The sequence below is a fragment of the Pseudonocardia benzenivorans CB1190 genome (genome assembly GCF_000196675.2).
GTDB lineage: Bacteria > Actinomycetota > Actinomycetes > Mycobacteriales > Pseudonocardiaceae > Pseudonocardia > Pseudonocardia benzenivorans.
Window position 1 is genome coordinate 3,709,372 of sequence record NC_015312.1, and the last position, 20,072, is coordinate 3,729,443.

General features: G+C 69.5%; 14 protein-coding genes and 3 pseudogenes. 4 read left to right on the top strand and 13 right to left on the bottom strand.

Going from position 1 to position 20,072, the window contains the following annotated elements; translation table 11 throughout:
• Nucleotides 1–41 precede the first annotated feature (41 nt).
• Nucleotides 42–1,085: pseudogene (locus PSED_RS17465) on the top strand (Mu transposase domain-containing protein); the annotation flags it as partial.
• Complete coding sequence (gene istB, locus PSED_RS17470) at nt 1,082–1,849, top strand: IS21-like element helper ATPase IstB (protein ID WP_041759784.1); 768 nt, start codon at nt 1,082–1,084, stop codon at nt 1,847–1,849. The pseudogene PSED_RS17465 and the gene istB, both read left to right, overlap by 4 nt.
• A gap of 50 nt (nt 1,850–1,899) precedes the next feature.
• On the opposite strand, the pseudogene PSED_RS17475 reads toward istB, so the two are convergent.
• Nucleotides 1,900–2,607, bottom strand: a pseudogene (locus PSED_RS17475) (IS21 family transposase); the annotation flags it as partial.
• A gap of 642 nt (nt 2,608–3,249) precedes the next feature.
• On the bottom strand, nt 3,250–4,173 hold the full coding sequence (locus PSED_RS17480; protein ID WP_158511321.1) for a mechanosensitive ion channel family protein: 924 nt from the start codon (nt 4,171–4,173) through the stop codon (nt 3,250–3,252).
• Nucleotides 4,174–4,534: 361 nt separating this feature from the next.
• Between PSED_RS17480 and PSED_RS17485 the strand changes: the two genes are divergently transcribed.
• Nucleotides 4,535–4,711 (top strand): hypothetical protein, encoded by a 177-nt coding sequence (locus tag PSED_RS17485; protein WP_013675572.1) that lies wholly within the window; start codon nt 4,535–4,537, stop codon nt 4,709–4,711.
• A 170-nt stretch (nt 4,712–4,881) separates the two neighbouring features.
• Here PSED_RS17485 and PSED_RS17490 read toward each other — a convergent pair whose 3' ends face one another.
• The 6 genes from PSED_RS17490 to PSED_RS17515 form a co-directional block, all read right to left on the bottom strand.
• Entirely contained in the window at nt 4,882–5,340 is a 459-nt protein-coding gene (locus PSED_RS17490; protein WP_013675573.1) for a copper chaperone PCu(A)C domain-containing protein, read from the bottom strand.
• A gap of 788 nt (nt 5,341–6,128) precedes the next feature.
• A complete protein-coding gene (poxB, locus tag PSED_RS17495; protein ID WP_325176112.1) occupies nt 6,129–7,904 on the bottom strand; it encodes a ubiquinone-dependent pyruvate dehydrogenase in 1,776 nt (591 codons plus the stop codon).
• Nucleotides 7,905–8,334: 430 nt separating this feature from the next.
• Nucleotides 8,335–8,754, bottom strand: a complete 420-nt coding sequence (locus PSED_RS17500; protein ID WP_013675575.1) for a hypothetical protein — start codon at nt 8,752–8,754, stop codon at nt 8,335–8,337.
• Between the two features lie 358 nt (nt 8,755–9,112).
• Nucleotides 9,113–9,730, bottom strand: coding sequence for a hypothetical protein (locus PSED_RS17505; protein ID WP_013675576.1), 618 nt, complete (start codon nt 9,728–9,730; stop codon nt 9,113–9,115).
• Nucleotides 9,723–10,415 carry a dienelactone hydrolase family protein gene (locus PSED_RS17510; RefSeq protein WP_013675577.1) on the bottom strand — a complete coding sequence of 231 codons (693 nt, stop codon included), beginning with the start codon at nt 10,413–10,415 and terminating at the stop codon, nt 9,723–9,725. Before PSED_RS17510 ends, PSED_RS17505 begins: the two co-directional genes overlap by 8 nt.
• Before the next feature lie 48 nt (nt 10,416–10,463).
• Complete coding sequence (locus PSED_RS17515; protein WP_013675578.1) at nt 10,464–12,473, bottom strand: erythromycin esterase family protein; 2,010 nt, start codon at nt 12,471–12,473, stop codon at nt 10,464–10,466.
• A 1,436-nt stretch (nt 12,474–13,909) separates the two neighbouring features.
• Between PSED_RS17515 and PSED_RS17520 the strand changes: the two genes are divergently transcribed.
• Nucleotides 13,910–14,800, top strand: a complete 891-nt coding sequence (locus PSED_RS17520; RefSeq protein WP_013675579.1) for a SigB/SigF/SigG family RNA polymerase sigma factor — start codon at nt 13,910–13,912, stop codon at nt 14,798–14,800.
• Here the strand turns inward: PSED_RS17520 and PSED_RS35670 are convergent.
• From PSED_RS35670 to PSED_RS17540, 5 genes and pseudogenes are all read right to left on the bottom strand, one after another.
• Nucleotides 14,757–14,894: pseudogene (locus PSED_RS35670) on the bottom strand (hypothetical protein); the annotation flags it as partial. The gene PSED_RS17520 and the pseudogene PSED_RS35670 overlap by 44 nt on opposite strands.
• Nucleotides 14,895–15,607: 713 nt before the next feature.
• Nucleotides 15,608–15,994 (bottom strand): thioredoxin, encoded by a 387-nt coding sequence (trxA, locus tag PSED_RS17525; RefSeq protein ID WP_013675580.1) that lies wholly within the window; start codon nt 15,992–15,994, stop codon nt 15,608–15,610.
• Nucleotides 15,995–16,076: 82 nt separating this feature from the next.
• Nucleotides 16,077–18,704, bottom strand: coding sequence for an ATP-dependent chaperone ClpB (clpB, locus tag PSED_RS17530; protein WP_013675581.1), 2,628 nt, complete (start codon nt 18,702–18,704; stop codon nt 16,077–16,079).
• Nucleotides 18,695–19,078: a chaperone modulator CbpM gene (locus tag PSED_RS17535; protein WP_013675582.1), complete on the bottom strand. Its 384-nt coding sequence runs from the start codon at nt 19,076–19,078 to the stop codon at nt 18,695–18,697. Before PSED_RS17535 ends, clpB begins: the two co-directional genes overlap by 10 nt.
• Nucleotides 19,075–20,070: a DnaJ C-terminal domain-containing protein gene (locus PSED_RS17540; RefSeq protein WP_013675583.1), complete on the bottom strand. Its 996-nt coding sequence runs from the start codon at nt 20,068–20,070 to the stop codon at nt 19,075–19,077. The genes PSED_RS17535 and PSED_RS17540 overlap by 4 nt, the downstream gene beginning before the upstream one ends.
• Between the last annotated feature and the right edge of the window lie 2 nt (nt 20,071–20,072).

Below are 20,072 nucleotides of genomic sequence, written 5' to 3' on the forward strand. Positions count from 1 at the left end.
CACTAGGACGGAGGACTTGACAACGAGACCCGCATATTAGAGGTGCGCCGGCCCGGCTAGTGCCCGACAACCTCAAGACCGGGGTCGATCGTCCGGATCTCTACGACCCGCTGCTCAACCGGTCCTACGGGGAGCTCGCCGAGCACTACGGGGTGCTGATCGACCCGGCCCGGTCGCGCAAGCCGCGGGACAAGGCGCGGGTGGAGCGCCCGATGCCCTATGTCCGGGACAGCTTCTGGCGCGGCCGTGAGTTCGCCAGCCTGGCCCAGATGCAGGCCGCGGCGCTGCGCTGGTGTGTCGAGGTCGCCGGCACCCGGGCCTGCCGGCCGCTGGACGGAGCCGCGCCCGGGGCGGTGTTCGCGGCGGTCGAGCAGCCGGCGCTGCTGCCGTTGCCGCGTAGCGAGTTCGAACTCGCATCGTGGTCGCGGCCGAAGGTCGGCCCGGACATCCACGTCAAGGTCGGGAAGAAGACGCTCTACTCGGTGCCCTGGCGGCTGATCGGCGAGCACGTCGACGTCCGCGAGACCCCGACCACGGTGCAGATCTTCCACGACGGCGTGCTGGTCAAGACCCATGTCACCAAGCCGTGGGGACGACAGACCGACACGGCCGACTACCCGCCGGAGAAGATCGCGTTCCACATGCGCACTCCAACCTGGTGTCGAGACCGCGCCGCCGAGGTCGGCGACGCTTGCACCCGGGTGGTCGACGAGTTGCTGGAGGTCAACGCGCTGTTCCGGCTGCGCGCCGCGCAGGGGGTGCTCGGGCTGGCCGACCGCTACGGGCCGGCCCGTCTGGAAGCGGCCTGCGCCCGCGCGGTCGAGGTCGGTGACCCGACCTACCGCACCGTCAAGGGCATCCTGGCCGCGGGCACCGAGGCACGGGCCGTGGTCCGCGCCTCCGGGGACGGCGGCGCCGCCGCGCACCTGCATGGACCCGAGCGCCTGTTTGCCGACCCGCCGGACGTCGTCGCGTCCCCGGCGGACGTCGTCCCCTCGACCGCCACGTCCGCGAACGTCGTCCCCCTGTCCATCGCGTCCGTCCCTGGCACCAAGAGCTCACACCCGAAGGCGCGGCAGCGGTGAGCGCCGACGACGGACTGCGCGGGGCGCTGCGGGCGCTGAAGTTGTCCGGGATGCTCGACACCCTTGACGCCAGGTTGGCTCAGGCCCGCGCCGGCGAGCTCGGCCACCTGGACTTCCTCCAAGTCCTCTGCCAGGACGAGGTCGCCCGCCGCGACCAGGCCGCGTTCGCGCGCCGGCTGCGCCGGGCCCACTTCGAAGAACAGGTCACCCTGGAAGGCTTCGACTTCCACGCCAACCCGAAGCTGCCCGCCGCGCAGATCCGAGACCTGGCCGCGCTGCGCTGGCTCGACGCCGGCGAGTCGGTGATCCTCACCGGGCCGGTCGGAGTCGGCAAGACCTTCGTCGCACAGGCCCTCGGTCACCAGGCCATTCGCCACGGCGCCGACGTCCGGTTCGCTAAGACCAGCCGAGTCCTGGCCGAGCTCGCCGGCGGCCACGCCGATCACAGCTGGGCCCGCCGGCTGCGCGAGCTCGCCCGCCCCGCCGTGCTGATCCTCGACGACTTCGGCATGCGCGAACTCACCGCCGCCCAGGCCGACGACCTCTACGAGCTGATCAACGAACGCGCCGGACGGTCGCTGGTGCTGACGTCCAACCGCTCCCCGGTCGACTGGTATCCGCTGTTCCCGAACCCGGTCGTCGCCGAGTCCTTGCTCGACGGGTTGATCAACACCAGTCACCACATCCACATGAACGGCGCCAGCTACCGACCACGCAAGCGTCCCGGCCGTGTCCCGCTGGCCGCAGAGCAAGAAGCCGGGTAGAACACAACCACGGACCAGACCGCCTAGGGAATAACTTGATCACCGCCCTAGGGAATTGCCTGATCGTCCACATCCACGATGCCCTTGGACTCCGGATCGGCTCCATGGCAGAAGTCTGGGCGGAACCGGTAGTGGCTGGCGAAGCGCACGTAGTCCGGCGTCGGAACGACATGGTCGGCGACCACGGCGGCTTTCAGGCAGCCCATCCGGTCGGCGAGCACGACCTTGGGGACCCCGCCGAGGGTCTCGAAGCACTCGGCGAGCATGGTCAGGGTCGTCTCGGCGCGTTCGTCGGTGGCGAAGCGGACGAACCGCACCCGCGACCAGGCCAGCACCGCGCAGAACACGTGTAGCCCGGCGAGCACGCCCCAGTCGATGACCAGGTGCTCGCCCGGGGACCACACCGCCGGACGGCGGCCGCGGTGATGATCGCGGCGCCAGTCGGCCTTTACCGTCGCGACCAGGCGGCGGAAGTTGCGTGCCGAGCCCTCGTAGCCGGCCGCGCGGGCTTCGGGCAGCAGCCGCTTCGCCGAGATCCTGCCCTGGGTCTTCCCGACCCGGGCCGCGACCAGCTCGGCGACCGACTCGTAGTTCCGGGGCCGTGGCTTGCGTTGCGGCGCAACACCTCCTCCCTCATGGCGTTCGATGACCCGGCGCACCGTCTTCGGGGTCGTGGCGCAGATCGCGGCCGCGCCGCGATAACTGCCCACCTCCCGATAGGCCGAAATGATGTCCATCCGTTCCCTCGCAGACTTCAATGGGAGACCCCTGGGCGGTGCGGTGGCTGGCTTCGACAACCGCCACCGTCACCGCCCAGGGCCTCACCGCCCGGTACGACACGACGAGGGACCGGGGACTTCTAACTGGCCACCAGCGAGGACCTCACACGGCCACCCGCGAGGACCTGCACCTGGCCACCAGCGGGGACTTTTTCATGGCCACGGACAAGCGCACGGTCCCTCATCGTGCCGAACCCGACCCGGTGGGCGTCGAGGCAAATCGGCGATGAGGGGAAAGTTCTCGTCCACTACCCCGTCCGCGGCGCCGGTCTCGTGGAGCGCGCTCCTGTGCCGCAGCGCGCTGACGGTGACGGTCTCCATGACGCTGCTGTGGCCTATTTGCCGTCTGCGAGGTCGTCCTGATGGAGACCTCGTGCAACCGGGTGCGCCAACTACCCCTGGCAAGCTGGCGCCGCCCGCACGACGAGCCGCTGGGCAGGGTCGTTCGACGAATCGCTCGACGAGAAATCGGGACGATCGATCCCGCTGTGGATCGGCACGGACCGATGGGTCGCGACGTGCCGAAGAGCTACGTCGACGGACGGCAGTGGGGGCCGGGACGGTTGCAGCCGCTCTGCGTCAAGGCCGAGGAGGGCCGCGTCGTCCAACGGTCGCGCGACATCATGGCGAGCGCGAGGCCGCGGAAATGCCGTCGTCGCGCCCCTGAGCCGTCGCCCGAGGGGCAGTCGCGGTGTCTGATCCTTCGACAGGCTGGACGAGGCCGTCCAGCCGCCGCGGCAGGGCTTCCGGATGCTCAACCGACATGAAGGCGATCAGCTCCTCCCGGATCTCGCAGCGCAGCTCCCACGAGGTCGGCCCGTCCGCCGCCGAGGCCAGCACGCGGACCACCATCGTCGTTTGAGTGGAGTCCACGACCTGGAACGCCCAGTCGCGTCGATCCCACAACGACGACCGCTCTACGATCCGGCGCGCTTCGGCCCGCAGCTGCGCCACCGGCGCCCGGTAGTCCACGTGCAGCAGTACGGTTCCGAGGACGCGCGACTCGTCACGAGTCCAGTTCTCGAACGGCGTGCTGATGAAATATCCGGTCGGCAGCATCAGCCGGCGTTCGTCCCAGAGCCGCACCGCGACGTGGGTCAGCGTGAGTTCCTCGACCCGGCCCCACTCCTGCTCGACCACCACGGCGTCGCCAAGCCGCAGCTGATTGGTGAGCGCGAGCTGCAGGCCTGCCACGACGTTGCGCAGCGTCGTCTGAGCGGCGAGCCCCGCGATGGCGCCTGCAACACCGGCGGATGCCAGCAGGGACGCCCCGAGCGCGCGCAGCGGCGTGAACGTCATGAACATCGCACCCAACGCCAGCGCGATGAGCAGCGCCGACACCAGTCTGCGCAGTACGTCGATCTGGGTGCGAGCTCGCCGTGTGCGGCGGTTGTCCGCCACGTCCACCCGCAGTCTCAGGAACGCCGCGTCCTCAACGACGTGAAGCACGCCGACCGCAAGCCAGGTAGTGGCGCCGATCAGGGCGAGCAGCAGGGCGTGATGGAGCACGTCGCCGATCCCGCCGATCCCGTCGACCTCTGTCACCGCGCTGTCAATTGCCACCACGAGTAATACGGACATCCACGCCCGATGGCAACGCCGGTAGACCATGCCGAGTAACCGGTAGTGCCGCCGTCGGCTCATCCGGCGGACCGCCCACCCGCTCAACCATCCGAGCAGAAGCGCGGCGCCGGCCCAGCCCACAATCGACCCGGCCAGATGTAGAGCAGCGTCACGCGACATCGACCAGCCTCTTCCCGCTCGGGCGGGCTTCTCCTTCGAGCGCGGGCACAGTGTTCGATCGGGGGCACGGCGCCCGCCTCAGCCCGTGGGCGTGATTCGCCCGAGGCTGAACCGGCCTGGTGGACCCGGGGACCGAGGCACACCGATCGGGGATCCTCGGAACATGGGTGCGGAAGATCCTCCTGAGGACGTGGCCGAGCAGCGCCTCCCGGTCGTCACGGATCGCGATGACGACGAGTTCGCCGTCGGTCGGCCGACCGAACCACCACTGGAGGCCGACCCCGCCGACGTGGCCGAGCAGCAGCTCACGGTGCCTGTAGACGAACCTGACCCGACATGACGATCCGCGAGGTGGGTCCGGTGATCGGCAAGGCCGACGGTCATCCCTGAGGTCCATGACGGACCGCACCGCACACAGTTCCGGGGCGCCGCGCGCGTCGTGCAGGTTGTGGCGGCCCCGATGTTCGCGCAGCGACGGCAGGCCCTGACGCTCGTCTCCGATCGGCGGCGTCAGGCGGCCATCGGCACCAGCAGGGTCACCTCGCCGGCCTGTCGGAACCGGAACGTCACCGGGGTGTCCAGCCCGGCCCGCAGGACCGTGTTGGTGACGAGGACGACCCGAACCGAGCCGACGATCAGGGGGCTCGCCGGCTGCGCCGGATCAGGACCGCAGACGAGGTTCCTGTCGGGCGGGATCTGTGTGGTGCCAACCATCTGCGCGGGGTCGGCATACGGGCTCGTGACCGCGACCAGCTCATCCGCGTGGCTCCCGTGATTGATGATGACGGCCAGCACCGCAACGGCTGACCGTACCGGGTAGCGGCCGGTCGGGTCGGCAGGATATGGGAACTTGACGTCGCGTAGGGCGATTCCTGGTCCCACATCGCCGGAGGCTCCGGACACCGCCGATTGCTGTTCGGACGTCTGGGCGAGCTGGCCCGCGCCGCAGCCTGTGAGCGACCCCGTCATGACGAGGCAGCTGAGGCAGACAAGGAGTTGCCGCGACCATGACCCGAACCGCCTTACCCCGCTCCGTCCCACCCACCTCATCGACTATCCGGTTGGATTCGATTGCTACTGGTCCGCCGATGGCGCCGAGGCGCATGCTGCGCGTGACGCTGCGACCCCGGGGCGCAGCAGCCTCCCGGAGGATGCTCGTTGAACGCGCCCACGCCTCGATCACGGCGGTCAGCAAGAGAATCCTTGGCTGGAGCCACACCACCAGCACTGTCCCGGTCGAGGCGGCCAGCCGCCTCAAGAGCACATCCGCGGGTGATGTGTCCCTCAGTCATGAGTGCTCCTCAACGGCATAAGCCGGCGCAGGGTCGCCGGGCTCACCGCTACGCTCGCAGTTTCCCAGACACCGGGAACCGATACGGCGTGCGCACAACCGGCGTGCCGAATCGCCCCAGGAAGCCCACGCAGCCGCGGCGAGGAACCGCGACATGGGCGTGAGTAGACGCCGGCAACGACGCAGCGCGATGACACTGCTCGACGGGAAGGTCAACGATGTCCTGGCTCTGCACATCTCGTCGGCCGCGGCGACGGCGCTCATGGCAACCAAGAGCCAGGAGCTCGCACAGCAACTGTGGGGTTCGCCGACCGCTCGATCCCTCGCGCATATGCAGTTGTGGGCGCTCCGACTATCTCCAGGGTGTGAGCGTCCAGCATTCCAGGCAGAGCAGCGGGCATGGTCGGGATAGCGTGCCCGACCATACGCGATCGTTCGAATAGTGCGGGCGCCTGAACGATCCGCACTACTCGCTGCGCAGGTCACTCAGATTGGTGCGGGCGAGCTCGATGATCTCGTCGCCACCCCCAGAGAGGATCGTGCGGGTGGTGTAGAGCGCGAAGCCCTTGAGCTGTTCCAGGGTGATCTTCGGCGGCAGCGCGAGTTCCTGCCGAGCGACGCGCACGTCGACGAGTGCTGGCCCGTCATACGCGAACGCGGCCGATAACGCACCCTCGAGGTCGGCAGCGCGGTCGACCCGGACGCCGAAGAGGCCGGCCGCAGTAGCTATCCCCGCGAAGTCGGGGTTCTCGAGATCCGTTCCAAAGTTCACGATCCCAGCCGCCTTCATCTCCATCTCGACAAACGCGAGGGCACCGTTGTTGAAAACCACCACCTTGACCGGCAACCGTTGTTGGCGAAGCGTGAGGAGCTCGCCGAGCATCATCGCTAGGCCCCCGTCGCCCGCCATGGCTATGACCTGGCGGTCGGGCGCGCTTGCCTGCGCCCCGATCGCCTGCGGCAGTGCGTTGGCCATGCTGGCGTGCGTGAACGAGCCCACGAGTCGCCGTTCGCCGTTCATGTGGAGGTATCGCGCGGCCCAGATCGTCGGCGTACCCACGTCGACTGCAAAGACCGCGTCGTCCGTGGCAAGCCGGTCGATGGTGGCGGCAACGAGTTGCGGGTGGAGGCCGCCGCGGTCGCTGCTGTTCATCGCGAGCGCGTCGAGGCGACGGCGTGCTCGCTGATAGTGCGCGACCATAGTGTCCAGATGCCGAGAGTCTGACTTCTGCTCGAGCAGCGGAAGCAGCGCTCGGACGGTGTCCGTGACCGTTCCGACCAGTGAGACGGTAACGGGCGCGCGACGACCGATTATCTCGCCGCGCACGTCGACCTGGATGATCGGCGTGCCCACCGGCGGGTAGAACGGCCGGTAGGGGAAGTCCGTGCCCAGCATCAGCAGCGTGTCGCAGTGTTCCATCGCCCGGTACCCGGAGCTGTAGCCGATGAGGCCCGTCATCCCGACGTCGTAGGGATTGTCGAACTCAACGAACTCCTTGCCGCGCAGGGCGTGGACGATCGGCGACTTCAATGTCGCAGCCAGCGCGATCAACTCGCAGTGCGAGCCTGCGACGCCCGCGCCCGCCAAGACCGTGACGGCGCGTGCGCTATTCAGTACCTCCGCCGCGGCAGCCAGCGTGTCGTCTCTGGGACGGACGACGGATGTCGTCGCTCGGACCCGGCGGATCTCGATGTTCGCAGGCGCCTCGGAGAGAAAAACCTCGCCGGGGATGACAACGACAGCGACACCGCGTTCGGTGATCGCGGTTCGCATCGCGACCTCGAGCACGCGCGGCACCTGCTCCGGAACGCTGATGAGCTCGCTGTAGACGGAGAGTTCCCGGTAGAAGTCCTGGGGATGGGTCTCCTGGAAGTACCCGCTGCCGATTTCTCCCCTGGGGATGTGTGCCGCGATCGCGAGCACCGGCACCCGGCTGCGCCCGGCGTCCCAGAGGCCGTTGACGAGATGGAGACTGCCCGGTCCGCAGCTCGCCGCGGTCACCGCCATCTCACCGGTGACTGCAGCTTCACCGGCGGCGGCGAACGCGGCGGCCTCCTCATGGCGGACGTGCTGCCAGGTGACCTGCCCGTCCCGGCGAAGCGCGTCGGTGAAGCCGTTCAGTGAGTCTCCCGGGATTCCATACACCCGACGCACACCCGAGGCCTTGAGCGCCGCAACGATGTAATCCGCGCAAGTTGTCGCCACAGGACTCCCCTTTCCCGAGAGAGACACCGTCCCCACCGGAGCCCCGAAACGTCCCTATCGAGCATCCGGGGTCAGCGGCCCGACGCATCGCCCCGCGCTCGCCGGCACCAACACTTTGCCCGTAGTGGCGACGACCCGGATCGCCTCCCTAGAGGCAACGCCCCGGGACGGACTAGGCCCGTCGGGACGGTCCCTCGCGACCCGCCGCGTCGTTCAGACGACGGAACGTGGGCGACGGCCCCGCTGCTCGACCTGGGTCTCGACCTGGCAGATCGCGCCCCGCATCTGGACTGGCTGCGACCAGGTCACCCGGTCGCTGGTCGGGACCCCTCGCATCGGCCGCCCACCACCTCGCCGTGTCAACGACTGCGTAGCGCGTAACGGTCCGCAGCCGAACTGACTCCCGCACCGGCGATCCACGCGAGGTGTGGTTCGGTGATCGTGGCAGGACCGCGCACATCCACTGTCATCGCCTCCTCCGGTCACCGAGCACGAGGGCCGCACCGATCGCGGCGAGCCAAGCGTCCTTGGCCAGCGCGATACCCTCTTCAGCGGGGAACGGCGTTCCCGGACGACGCATGCCGGGCGTGCGGGCGTACAGCCCGAGCAGTCCGGCACCGAAGCCGACCAGCCCCAACCCCGCCACCCGCGCGGGTACGGACGGGATGAGCAGGCCCGTCCCGATCAGCACTTCACTGACCGAGAGCGCCTTCGCGAACGTGGCCGGCTCGACCCCGGCCAGGAGCGGGTACGCTCCAGTCGCGAACTCCTGTAGGTGTTTCGCCGCCTCCTCGCTGGCACCCCATTTTCGCAGGCCGGAGTCCAAGATGTAGGTGCCGGCCGCGAGCCGAAGCGGCACCTGCCAAGCGCGGTCGAGCAAAGTCATGAGCTGATCTCCTAGCTTGATCGATCGCCGAGCGCTCGGCCCCACCGGGCACGAAGCCCCGCGACGGAACGGTCGTCCACAGCACTACCGCGAGCGATTCATCTCCACACGCGGATCGAGCGGCCGAAAGCGGCTGTGCTTGTGACTTCGGGCCCGCCGAGCGTCCTTTCATTCAGATCACGTGACCAGGCCGGTCCTGCCGCTGGAGTCGTCCCGTCCCCGATTCGATATCTCCACCCGCCAGGTGGAAGAACGCGGCTGTGCATTCATCTCCCCTGACCAGGTGCTTAGTGGCGCCGATGGCGAGCATGTACCTCCCCCACCGTTGCCCGAGCCGATCCCTGGTCGAGCTCCGCGGTCAGCCGGGGGCACGAGCCCCCTCGATCTCCCGCCGGAGTTGTTCTACGTACTCACCCAGCCCTCGCAGCTCCGGATCCCGCTGGGCGGCTCTCCGAGCGACGGCCGTCAGCATCTCGATCGTGGCGAGCGAGAGGGCCACCGCATCGCCGTCCCGGCCGTCACCGAGCAGCGACTCGATGTGCTGGGCGATCGAGCTCAGCGAGCCCGAGTCGGTGTCGGGAGGGAGGTAGGGTTCCAAACCTGGCGGGTAAGGGTTGCGCTCGCGCAGCTCTCGCAAGGCCGTGACGACCGCGCTGACCCCGCTGATCTCGTCGAGAAACTTCACAAGGTGGTAGGCCCGCGCGACCACCCGAGGTAGGCCCGGATGCTCGTCCAGCCATCGGAGGAGTCCATCGTCACCTCCGAAGTACCGGATGAGCCTCGTCAGGTGCCCGGCCATCTCAGGCGGGAGCTCGGCGTGCCAGGGCAGCACCGTCGCCACCGCGTCGGCGAGCGCCACATCTTCCCGCCGATCGGCGTCACCGCGCACAACGGCATCGATCAGCTCGGGTTCCAGGCGGAACACCGAAACCGGACCGTCCCGCTCCGTCGTCGGAGTGAGCTCCTCGTCAGTCACGGTGTCTCCCGTCATCGGCCGGGACCGGTTGGAGGTAACGGCGAAACCAGCTCCCCGCCAGACCGGCCACCATCTCCAGCGCTCCGGGTTCTTCGAACAGGTGCGTCGCACCGGGGACGATTTCGAGACGAGCTTCGCCGGCGAGCTTGCGCGCCGCCCTGCGGTTGAGCTCGACGACGACGGGGTCGCGTTCCCCGACGATCAGCAACGTGGGTTGGCGCACCACGGGCAGGTGCGCGCCTGCAAGGTCGGGCCGTCCACCCCGGCAGACGACCGCCCGCACGGTACTCGGCCGGGTGGCAGCGCAGATCAGGGCGGCCGCGGCGCCGGTGCTGGCCCCGAAGATACCGATCTGCGGGGAGGTGACGAGCTCACTGTGGACCATCCAATCCGCAACTCCCGTGACCCGTGCCGCGAGCAGGCCGATGTCGAACCGGAGGGTCGCGGTCCGCAGGTCGTGCTGCTCCTCTTCCTGGGTGAGCAGATCAGCCAGCACGGTGACCAGGCCAGCGCTGTTGAGCTGGTCTGCGACGTAGCGGTTGCGTGGGCTGCGGCGCCCGCTCCCGCTGCCATGGGCGAACAGCACCGCTCCGTTGGGGGTACATGGCATCCCCACGTCGGCCTCCAGCACCGCACCGGAGACGCGGACCTGCACGGAACGACGTGTGGCGCTCGGGGCGCTCATGGTGTCCTCCTCGGAGCGGCTACGGACGCCGGCGGGATGTCGCGATCCTCAGACCGCGAAGGGGTAGGTCTCGGGTACCTCGCCGGTCTCCCACACGGGAGTTCGTTCGAGGGGTTCGACAGCCCGAGTGTCGTCGATGTGGATCACCGCGTCGAACTGGTCGGATACACGTGCTCGGAAGTAGTGGCTTCGCCGTTCCGTGTCGGGGCGGTAGATCACCCCGATCGCCCGCTCCGGTCGTGCCGACCGCAGGATCTCGGCGACCCGCGCCGACCGCCGGAAGGAGAGCATGAACTCCTTCTGCCCGACCTCGTGGAACTGTTCCTCGATACTGCCGGGCAGTGCCGGACGCACCCACTTGCGCTGTGCCTCCCCGCCCCAGTCGTCGGCAGCGGTCACCGTGCCGGTGTAGGTGGTGAACCCGAGGTTCACGCAATCGTCCGGGTTCCGTTCGCGGACGAGCTCGCCCACGTTCAGCTCGCCGCGGACCGACATCTCCGTCGCCCTCGCGTCGCCGACGTGGGAGTTGTGCTCCCAGACCACGATTTTCGCCGACTCACCGAGCTGCCTGGTCAGGTGGTTGCGGACCGCCTCCAGGGTCTGGACCATGTGTCGGTCCCGCAGGTTCCACGACAGGGCCCGCCCGCTGAACATCGAGCGGTAGTACTCCGCCGCGTTCTTCACGACTGTGGCGTTCTGCTCGGCGTACATGGCCTCGTCCGCGGCGAGCAACCCGTCGCGGCGGGCGCACTCGGCGGCGTGGCGCTGCATGTCGACGAGCTGGTCGACCACCTCCTGCTCGCAGGTGTCCCCTGCGCCCATCGCGGCGGCAAGTCCATAGGTCTGGCCGTCGTCGGTGCCGTAGCGGTCGAAGCAGCCGTAGCGCTCCCGGGCGCGGCGACCGGCTGCCGGATCCACCCGGTCCAGGTACGTGATGACTTCGTCGACGGAGCGGTGGAGGCTGTAGAGGTCGAGCCCGTAGAAGCCGGCGCGGCTCCGCTCGTCGGAGATGCGGTCGTTGCGCTCCCGCAGCCAACCGACGAAGTCGAGGACGACCGCGTTGCGCCACATCCAGGTGGGGAAGCGCTGGAAGCCGCGCATCGCCTCCTCGGCGTCGGCGTCGGCAGCGTGGCCGCGAACGTATCGGTTGACGCGGTAGGCGTCCGGCCAGTCCGCCTCTACCGCAACCGCGCAAAACCCCTTCTCCTCGATGAGCCGCCGGGTGATGGCCGCGCGTGCGGCGTAGAAGTCGGCGGTGCCGTGCGTTGCCTCCCCGAGCAGCACGAAATGAACATCGCCGACGAGATCGGACAGCGCTTCCTCGGACGGGACCCCGTCCTTGGTCCGGATCGCAGCAGATCGGATCACATCCGCACCGTCGACGGTCGGTTCGGTCTTCTCGGCCGGCAGGGAGGTCGCCGCGGCGTGCAACAGGTCACGCACCTCCTCGTCCGTAGTCTGGGTGAAGTCCCAGTACGAGGCCCCAACAGCGAGGAACGGCGTCGGCGTCGTCGCGCAGACGACCTCATCAGCGAGCGCCCTCAGCTCTTGGCAGGTGGACTTCGGCGCCGCCGGCACCCCGACCACGATGCGCCCCGGCTCGTGCTCCCGCAGCGCGATGATCGCCGCACGCATGCTGGATCCGGTGGCCAGCCCGTCGTCGACGAGGACGACCGTCCTGCCCGTGAGGTCGGGCATCGGCCGTCCGTCCCGGTAGGCCTGCTCCCGGCGCAGCAGCTCGCGCCCCTCCTCCTCGGCGACGCGCTGGATCGCGTCCTGGCCGACGCGTAGGCCCCGTACGACGTCATCGTTGATCACCACCACACCGCCGCTGGCGATCGCGCCCATGGCCAGCTCCTCGCGGCCCGGCACGCCCAGCTTCCTGACCACGAAGACATCCAGCGGAGCGCCCAGTGCGCGAGCGACCTCGAATGCCACCGGGACCCCGCCACGCGGCAACCCCAACACCACCACATCCGGCCGGCCTCGGTACCGGGTGAGCAAGCCGGCCAGCGCCTGCCCGGCGTCCCGGCGGTCCCGGAAGACTCGATCCGGCATCGCGTCCTCCCGACTGTCGGATACATCAGACGGTGCCGAGCAGGAGATCGGGAGGCTTCGGCCCGCAAGGGCTAGACCCATCTGGCCGGGTGCCGCCCACGGGGCACCCTACGTCCGGATCGACATCACGACGCGCAGTCGTCGCATCACGCGCGAATCGACCGGGACTGCGTAATCGTGTTCCGGTCACAGGCGATCCGCTCGTTGATGGCGGCGACGATCCGACGCGCTGCATCTGGGAGGCGCCACGGATGCAGCGACACGCAACCAGCCTTCGCCGTGGTGATCGATCGTTTGCATGAACAACTCACGGCGCCGCTCAGGGACAGGGCGCCGACAGAGAACGCTCGATGGCTCCCGTGACCAGCAGGGCCACCCGAACGACGGATCTCGCCCTCCGAGGCGTAGTTCGCGGCGAGGCCGGTGGGCATTCATCTGAGAAACCAGCCGTCCAGACAACCACCAGGGCTTCTACCGCCGGATCGTCCTGACGACCGTCGGCGTGCCGGAACATCAGGTCGGCCCACCCCCGCATGGCCTCCGCAGCCCGAACGCTTTGGGTGCGGAAGGGCGACCACAAGGCGAACACCGCCTGGGTTCCCTGATCAGAGGCCTGCGAGGTCTCGAAGATATGGTCTCCTGCACGCACTGTCTGGATCGCCCGATGCGTCTGGTGGGGATGCGACGGGGCTCCGCGGCCCCGGCTCCTCCGCCACGGCCCCCGGGCTCCCGAGAAGTCGTCCTCGTCCGTCAGAAGACCGAGCGTCGCGACGACGACGAGCTCGACCAACACGATCTCGCGGGATCCGACGCCGGCGCGAGAGGGGCGCCCCAACGGCACTCGACCCCGGCCGCTACCTGACCAGCAGCCGACCGGTGCGGCGGAACGCCAGGCGCCAGGGCGGCGCCGGCCTGCGGTGCCGACCCAGTGCCGGGGACTTCACTGGCACGGGCCGGTGCCCCGGCCTTCCGACCAGGGTGAACGTAGAGCCTCCATGCGTGAGAGGCCCATGGGAATACGAGGAGTCCAGCGGCGACGTCCCGCACTGCACTGCTCAGCGCCGGCGAGGCCGAGGATCTGAGGGCGCAGCTGCCTAAGCAACTGATGGCGGACCTCGTTTCGCCACTGAAGAAGGGAAGACATTCGATGCCGAAAACTCCCGCAACGCGTCTCACAGCGAGCCGGACTCAACGGGACAGACGCGGGTGCCGGTGTCCCGGATCGTGCGCGCGACAATTCGCGACCCAGTCAGACCCAGCGAGGTCGAGGACGTGCCGGCAGTTGTGCCGCGAGTTCGCCGAGCTGATCCATGCGGGGAGTTGAGGCAGGTGCCGGCGAGGCGATCGTGACGATGACCGAGACATACGTTCCCCGACTCAACGCATCGTCGCACAATGGATCCGAACGACCATCCGTAGCTCGAGGCACGCGATACGTGAACGAGTACTCACATCTCAGCCCGCTGTTCACGGAACTGGCCTGCCTACCCAAAGGTCATCGCCGCCGGTCCCGGCTTCGGGATCGGCTGATCATCGAGCATCTGCCGCTGGCCCGGCACATCGCCAAGCGCTTCAGCCAGCGAGGCGAGCCGCTGCAGGACCTCGAGCAGGTGGCCGTCCTCGGCCTGATCAACGCGGTGGACCGGTTCGATCCCGCCCGCGGTCCCGAGTTCCTGGCCTTCGCCATACCCACGATCACCGGTGAAGTGCTGCGCTGGTTCCGCGACCGCGCCTGGACGATACGGGTACCGCGGCGGCTGAAGGAGCTGGACATGTCCATCAGCACCGCCGCCGACCGGCTGACGCAGGAACTCGGCCGAGCTCCCACACCGAGCGAGATCGCGGCCAGGCTCGATGTCGCGCTGTCGGACGTCGTCGAAAGCATCCAGGCGCGGGAAGCCTATCGCTGCGTGTCGCTCGATGTCCCGCTCAGCACGGAGTCCGAGGACGAGTCCGTCCACAATGGGATCCTCGCCAGGACCGATCCCGGCGTGGCACTCGTCGAGGACCGGGAGGTACTCAGCCCGCTGGTCGACGCGCTGACCGAGCGGGAGCAGAGGATCGTGCTACTACGCTTCTTCGAGGACATGACACAGAACGAGATCGGTCAGGAGATCGGCATCTCCCAGATGCACGTGTCCCGGGTGCTGACCGCGGCCCTGGAACGACTGCGGCAGGCGCTGACCGCCGATACCCGGGGCGTCCGAGCAACAGCCGGGACAGCTCGAACGCCAGGTCCCGGTGCCCGCTCGACGGGTTTGTCAGTCGCGGGTCAACGATGCGGAGGAAACGCGCCACGGCGACGCGAACGCCGCGCACCCCGCTGAGCACGTCCTCGATCTCCTCGCCGAATGTCACGTCCTCCGGTGGACGGCGCACGATGTGGCACAGCAGCTCGCGGAGCTCCGCGCCGTCAGACACCTACGACCTTCGCCGGTACCGTCGCATGGCCCCGAACCTCTCGGCCTGCAGCGCTGCACGAGCGGCGAGCTCGCCACAGTTCGCGATCCTCGGCGTCCGGACGGCCTGCCCGCCCGTGGCGACGGTGTCGAGCAGCCCCGTCCACAGGTCCTCCGACGCGCCGCAGACCGCAGCCGCGAGTGCACGGCCTCGAGCTCACGGATCAGACGCTGTGTTGACGGCTCCGTCCAGATCGACCAACCGATGGCGCAGCCGGTTGCTGGAGGCGAACTCACGCAGCCGCCGGGAGCCGACCGACGATCCGGAATCCCGCCCCCTCGGCGGGGCGAGCAGGCACCGGACCGGGTAGGCGCGCATCGCCGGTCCCACATGCCGGGCCCTGGGCGGCGAGCCCACGGAGCCGGTCGGCCGGGCGCTGGTGCCTCCCCCGAACGGATGCCGGCGAAGGCGCTGGCTGCGCCGTCAGCAGGCCGAGCTCGCCGGCCGTGGCCGTGCAACCGCACCACCCCGGCCGCACGGGGTTTCGAACGCGTCCGCGACGCCGCTCCGCCGGCGAGCACCACGTAGGGGTCCGTTCCCGGACGCCCTCGGCAATGACGCCTGGCCGCGCCCGGTTGCCCGTCGCTCGTCTCCAGCAGGCCGATCCGCGGCTCGTCCAATCCCCCGAGGGCACCGTCGCCAGCAGCTCCTCGCGCCTGGGTGGCCGAGGGTCCTCACCCGGACGGCTGCAGCGCATCGTCCAGCCAGCGGCGGAGCGCGGGCACCGGGGCCGCGCCGGGTTGGCGGGCGATCACCTCACCGTGGCGCAGCACGAGCAGCGTCGGGACGGCGTGCACCTCGAAGCGTTGTGACAATCGCGGCGCCGCGTCGACATCGATCTTCACCAGCTTGATCTCGCCGGCCCGTTCGGTGGCCAACTGCTCGAGGGCCGGGCTCACCATCCGGCAGGGGCCGCACCACGCCGCCCACAGGTCCACGAGCACCGGCACCGGGGATCGCTCCACGATCACCGCGAAGTCGTCGTCGCCCGCGTCGGCGGTCCAGGGCAGCGCCTGGTGGCAGTTCCCGCACTTCGGGATGGCATCGGCCGCGGCCGGCACCCGGTTGCGTCTACCGCAGCGTGGACAGGTGACGACGCTCGTCCGTGGTGTCGCCGGGGCGCTCACCGTCCCGCCGCCGCGCTCACGACTGCGCTCCCGCCGCCGCCCGATGTACGACGACGAGCTGATCGCCCTCACGCTCGACACGCAGCGTGGCGCCCTCGATCGCGCCCTCGCGGATCAGCATGCGGGCGATGCGGGTCTCCACCTCGCGGGCGATGAGCCGTCGCAGGGGCCGGGCGCCGTACACCGGGTCGTAGCCCTGCTGCGCGATGAGGTGGCGGGCGCCCGCGTCGATCTCCAGCGTCACGTGGCGCTCGGCGAGCCGCGCGCGTAGCTCCGCGAGCATCAGCTCGACGATGTCCTCGATCTCGTCGAGGTTGAGCGGGGTGAACAGCACGGTCTCGTCGATCCGGTTGAGGAACTCCGGCCGGAAATGACCGCGCAGCTCGGCCAGCACGAGATCTCGCGCCTCGGGCTTGAGCTGGCCGTCGGGCATCACACCGTCGAGCAGGTACGGAGACCCGATGTTCGACGTCATGATGATCACGGTGTTGCGGAAGTCGACGGTGTGTCCCTGCGCGTCGGTGAGCCGACCGTCGTCCAGGACCTGCAGCAGCGTGTTGAACACGTCCGCGTGTGCCTTCTCGATCTCGTCGAAGAGGATCACAGCGTAAGGGCGGCGCCGGACCGCCTCGGTCAGCTGCCCGCCCTCCTCGTAGCCGACGTACCCCGGCGGTGCTCCGACTAGCCGCGAGACGGTGTGCCGCTCCTGGTACTCGCTCATGTCGATCCGGACGATGTTCTCCTCCGAGTCGAACAGCGCCTCGGCCAATGCCCTGGCCAACTCGGTTTTCCCGACCCCGGTCGGGCCGAGGAAGATGAACGAACCGGTCGGCCGGCGGGGGTCCTTCACCCCCGACCGTGCCCGAATGATGGCATCCGCGACGGCCTGCACGGCCTCGTCCTGGCCGACGACCCGGCGGTGCAGCACCTGGTCGAGGCGCAGCAGCTTCTCGCGCTCCCCTTCCGTCAGCCGGGACACCGGGATCCCTGTCCACACGGAGACGATCTCGGCGATCTCCTCGGCGGTCACCGCCTCACGGAGCAGGCGGTGCTCGCCCTGCTTCTCTACGAGCCGCCTGCTCTCCGCCTCGAGCTTTCGCTCCAGCTCGCCGAGCCGACCGAAACGCAGCTCGGCAGCGCGGTTGAGGTCGTACCGCCGCTCGGCCTCCTCGACCTCCCGGCGCACCTGCTCCAGCTCCGCGCGCAGGTCCCGCACCCGCCTGATCGCTTGTCGCTCCGCGTCCCACTGCGCACGCTTGGCATCGGCCTCCGAGCGGAGGTCGGCCAGCTCGCGGCGCAGCTGGTCGAGCCGGGCGACGGACGCCGCATCTTCCTCCTTCTCGAGCGCCGCCTCCTCGATCTCCAACCGCATGACCTTGCGAGTGATCTCATCAAGTTCGGCGGGCATGGAGTCGATCTCGGTGCGCAGGCGTGCGCTTGCTTCGTCGACGAGGTCGATGGCCTTGTCCGGCAGAAAGCGGTCGGTCAGATATCTGTCGCTCAGGGTCGCGGCGGCGATCAGGGCGCCGTCGAGGATCCGGACGCCGTGGAAAACCTCCAGCCGCTCGCGCAGCCCCCGCAGGATCGACACCGTGTCCTCGACGCTCGGCTCGTCGACGTAGACCGGCTGGAAGCGGCGCTCCAGCGCGGCGTCCTTCTCGAGGCGCTTGCGGTACTCGTCGAGGGTGGTCGCGCCGATCATGTGCAGCTCACCGCGGGCCAGCATCGGTTTGAGCATGTTGCCGGCGTCCATCGCGCCCTCGGCGGCTCCGGCCCCCACCACGTTGTGCAGCTCGTCGACGAACAGCAAGATCCGGCCTTCGGCGGCCTTCACCTCGGTCAGCACCGCCTGCAGTCGCTCCTCGAACTCACCGCGGTACTTCGCGCCGGCCACGAGCAACCCCATGTCCAGTGCGAAGATCGTGCGATCACGCAACCCCTCGGGAACGTCACCGTTGAGTACGCGCTGAGCCAGCCCTTCGACGATCGCGGTCTTTCCGACGCCGGGGTCGCCGATGAGCACCGGGTTGTTCTTGGTCTTGCGGGAGAGGATCTGCACCACGCGGCGAATCTCGGTATCGCGGCCGATGACCGGGTCCAGCCGCCCGGAGCGCGCGGACTCCACCAGGTCGATGCCGTACTTCGCGAGAGCCTCGTAGGTGGCCTCCGGGGTGGCCGAGGTGACGCGCTGGTTGCCGCGCACCCGGGTCAGCGCGGCGAGGAACGCGTCGCGGGTGACGCCGTGCGCAGCCAGCAGCCGACCGGCCGCGGTCCCGGGACCCTCCTCGGCCAGTGCCACGAGCAGGTGCTCGACCGAGACGTACTCGTCCTTCAGACGGGCGGCTTCGCGCTGCGCAGCCTCGAGCACCCTGGCCAGCCGTTGGGTGACCGCGGCCTGCCCAGGCTGGGCCGACGGGCGGGTGGTGCGCGGCTTGCGCCCGAGCTCCGCCTCCAGGTCCGAGCGCAGCGTGTCCCGATCCGCGTCCATCGCGGTCAGCAGGCGGGGCACCAGGCCCTCGGGCTGATCGAGTAACGCCAGCAGCAGGTGCTCGCCGTCGACCTCCGGATGGCCGCGCCTCGTCGCCACGTCCTGCGCGGCCGACAGAGCCTGCTGGGACATCTGCGTCAGGCGGTTCAGGTCCATCGCGCGCTCCCTTTCTGGTCGACGACGGCTGATCGAGTGTCAGCCGGTGGGCGCACCGGTTCGGTTCGTCCCCGCACGTGCAGAGCCGTCTCGAGCTCGGTGATCCGGTCGAGCAGGTCGACGACCAGCCCGAGCGCGGCGTAGTTGAGCGGAAGCGCCGCGCGCAAGCGCTGCAACCGGCCGACCGCGGCGACCTGCGACGCGCTGAACCACAGAGCGCCGTTGGCATCCCGTGCCGCTGGCACCAGGCCGAGCGCGACGTACCTCCGGACGAGTTCGGGACGTACCCCGCAACGACGGGCGAACTCCACCTGGTCGATCCGGCTGCGGGCCTCCCGCCGGGGCCGCACGACCGCCAAGTACCGCATGCTCATGAGCGGCTTCCCCTCGGATCTTTGAACCCGGTCCCCCGCGGATCGAACGTCGAGACCGCGGCGAGCTCGGTGAACAGCTCCCGCTCCTGGTCGGAGAGCCGCGGCGGCACCATGACCTTGACCTCGGCATAGAGGTCGCCCGGCCGACCGCCCTGGTCCGGCATGCCCTCCCCTCGCAGGCGTAACCTCCGCCCGGTCGAGCTGCCCGGGGGCACGACGACCGTCGTCTCACCCGCAGGCGTGAGGACCGGGACGTTCGCACCGAGCGCGGCCTCCCACGGCGCGAGCGGGAGTTCGACCGTGATGTCCTTGCCCTCCACCCTGTAACGAGCGTGCGGCAGGAGCCGCACCACGAGGTAGAGGTCGCCCGGAGGGCCACCGCCGATCCCGCGGCCGCCCTCGCCCGCCAGCCGGATGCGCCTGCCGTCAGAGACCCCGGCCGGGATGGTCACGGTGTAGGTCCGTGGCCCGTCCGGACCGTTCAGCGTGACCTGACGGCGACCACCCCGGTAGGCCTCCTCGACGGTGAGCGGGAGCTCCGCCTCCTGGTCCGCGCCCGGCACGCGGCCCATCCGGTCGCGCCCTCTACCGCCGAACAGCCCGCCGAACAGATCGTCGAGGTCCACGCCCCCGAAGCCGCCACCAAGATCCGCGCCGAAGTCCGCGCCGTAGCCGCGCGCCCCGCCGTACCGCCGCCCCCCGGAGTACCTTCCCGGCCCGGCCCCCACTCCGCCCACACCTGCGCCCACGCGCTCTTCCCAGTCCTCCGGGACGCGCCGGTAGTCCTCGCCGAAGCGGTCGTAACGCTTGCGCAACTCCGGGTCCGACAGCACCTGGTAGGCCTCGTTGATCTCCTTGAACCGTTCCTCCGCGCCAGGGTCCTTGTTGACGTCCGGGTGGTTGGCCCGTGCGAGCCGGCGGAACGCCTGCTGCAGCTCCTCCGGACCTGCGTCGCGCGACACCCCGAGGACCTCGTAGTAGTCCCTGGCCATCG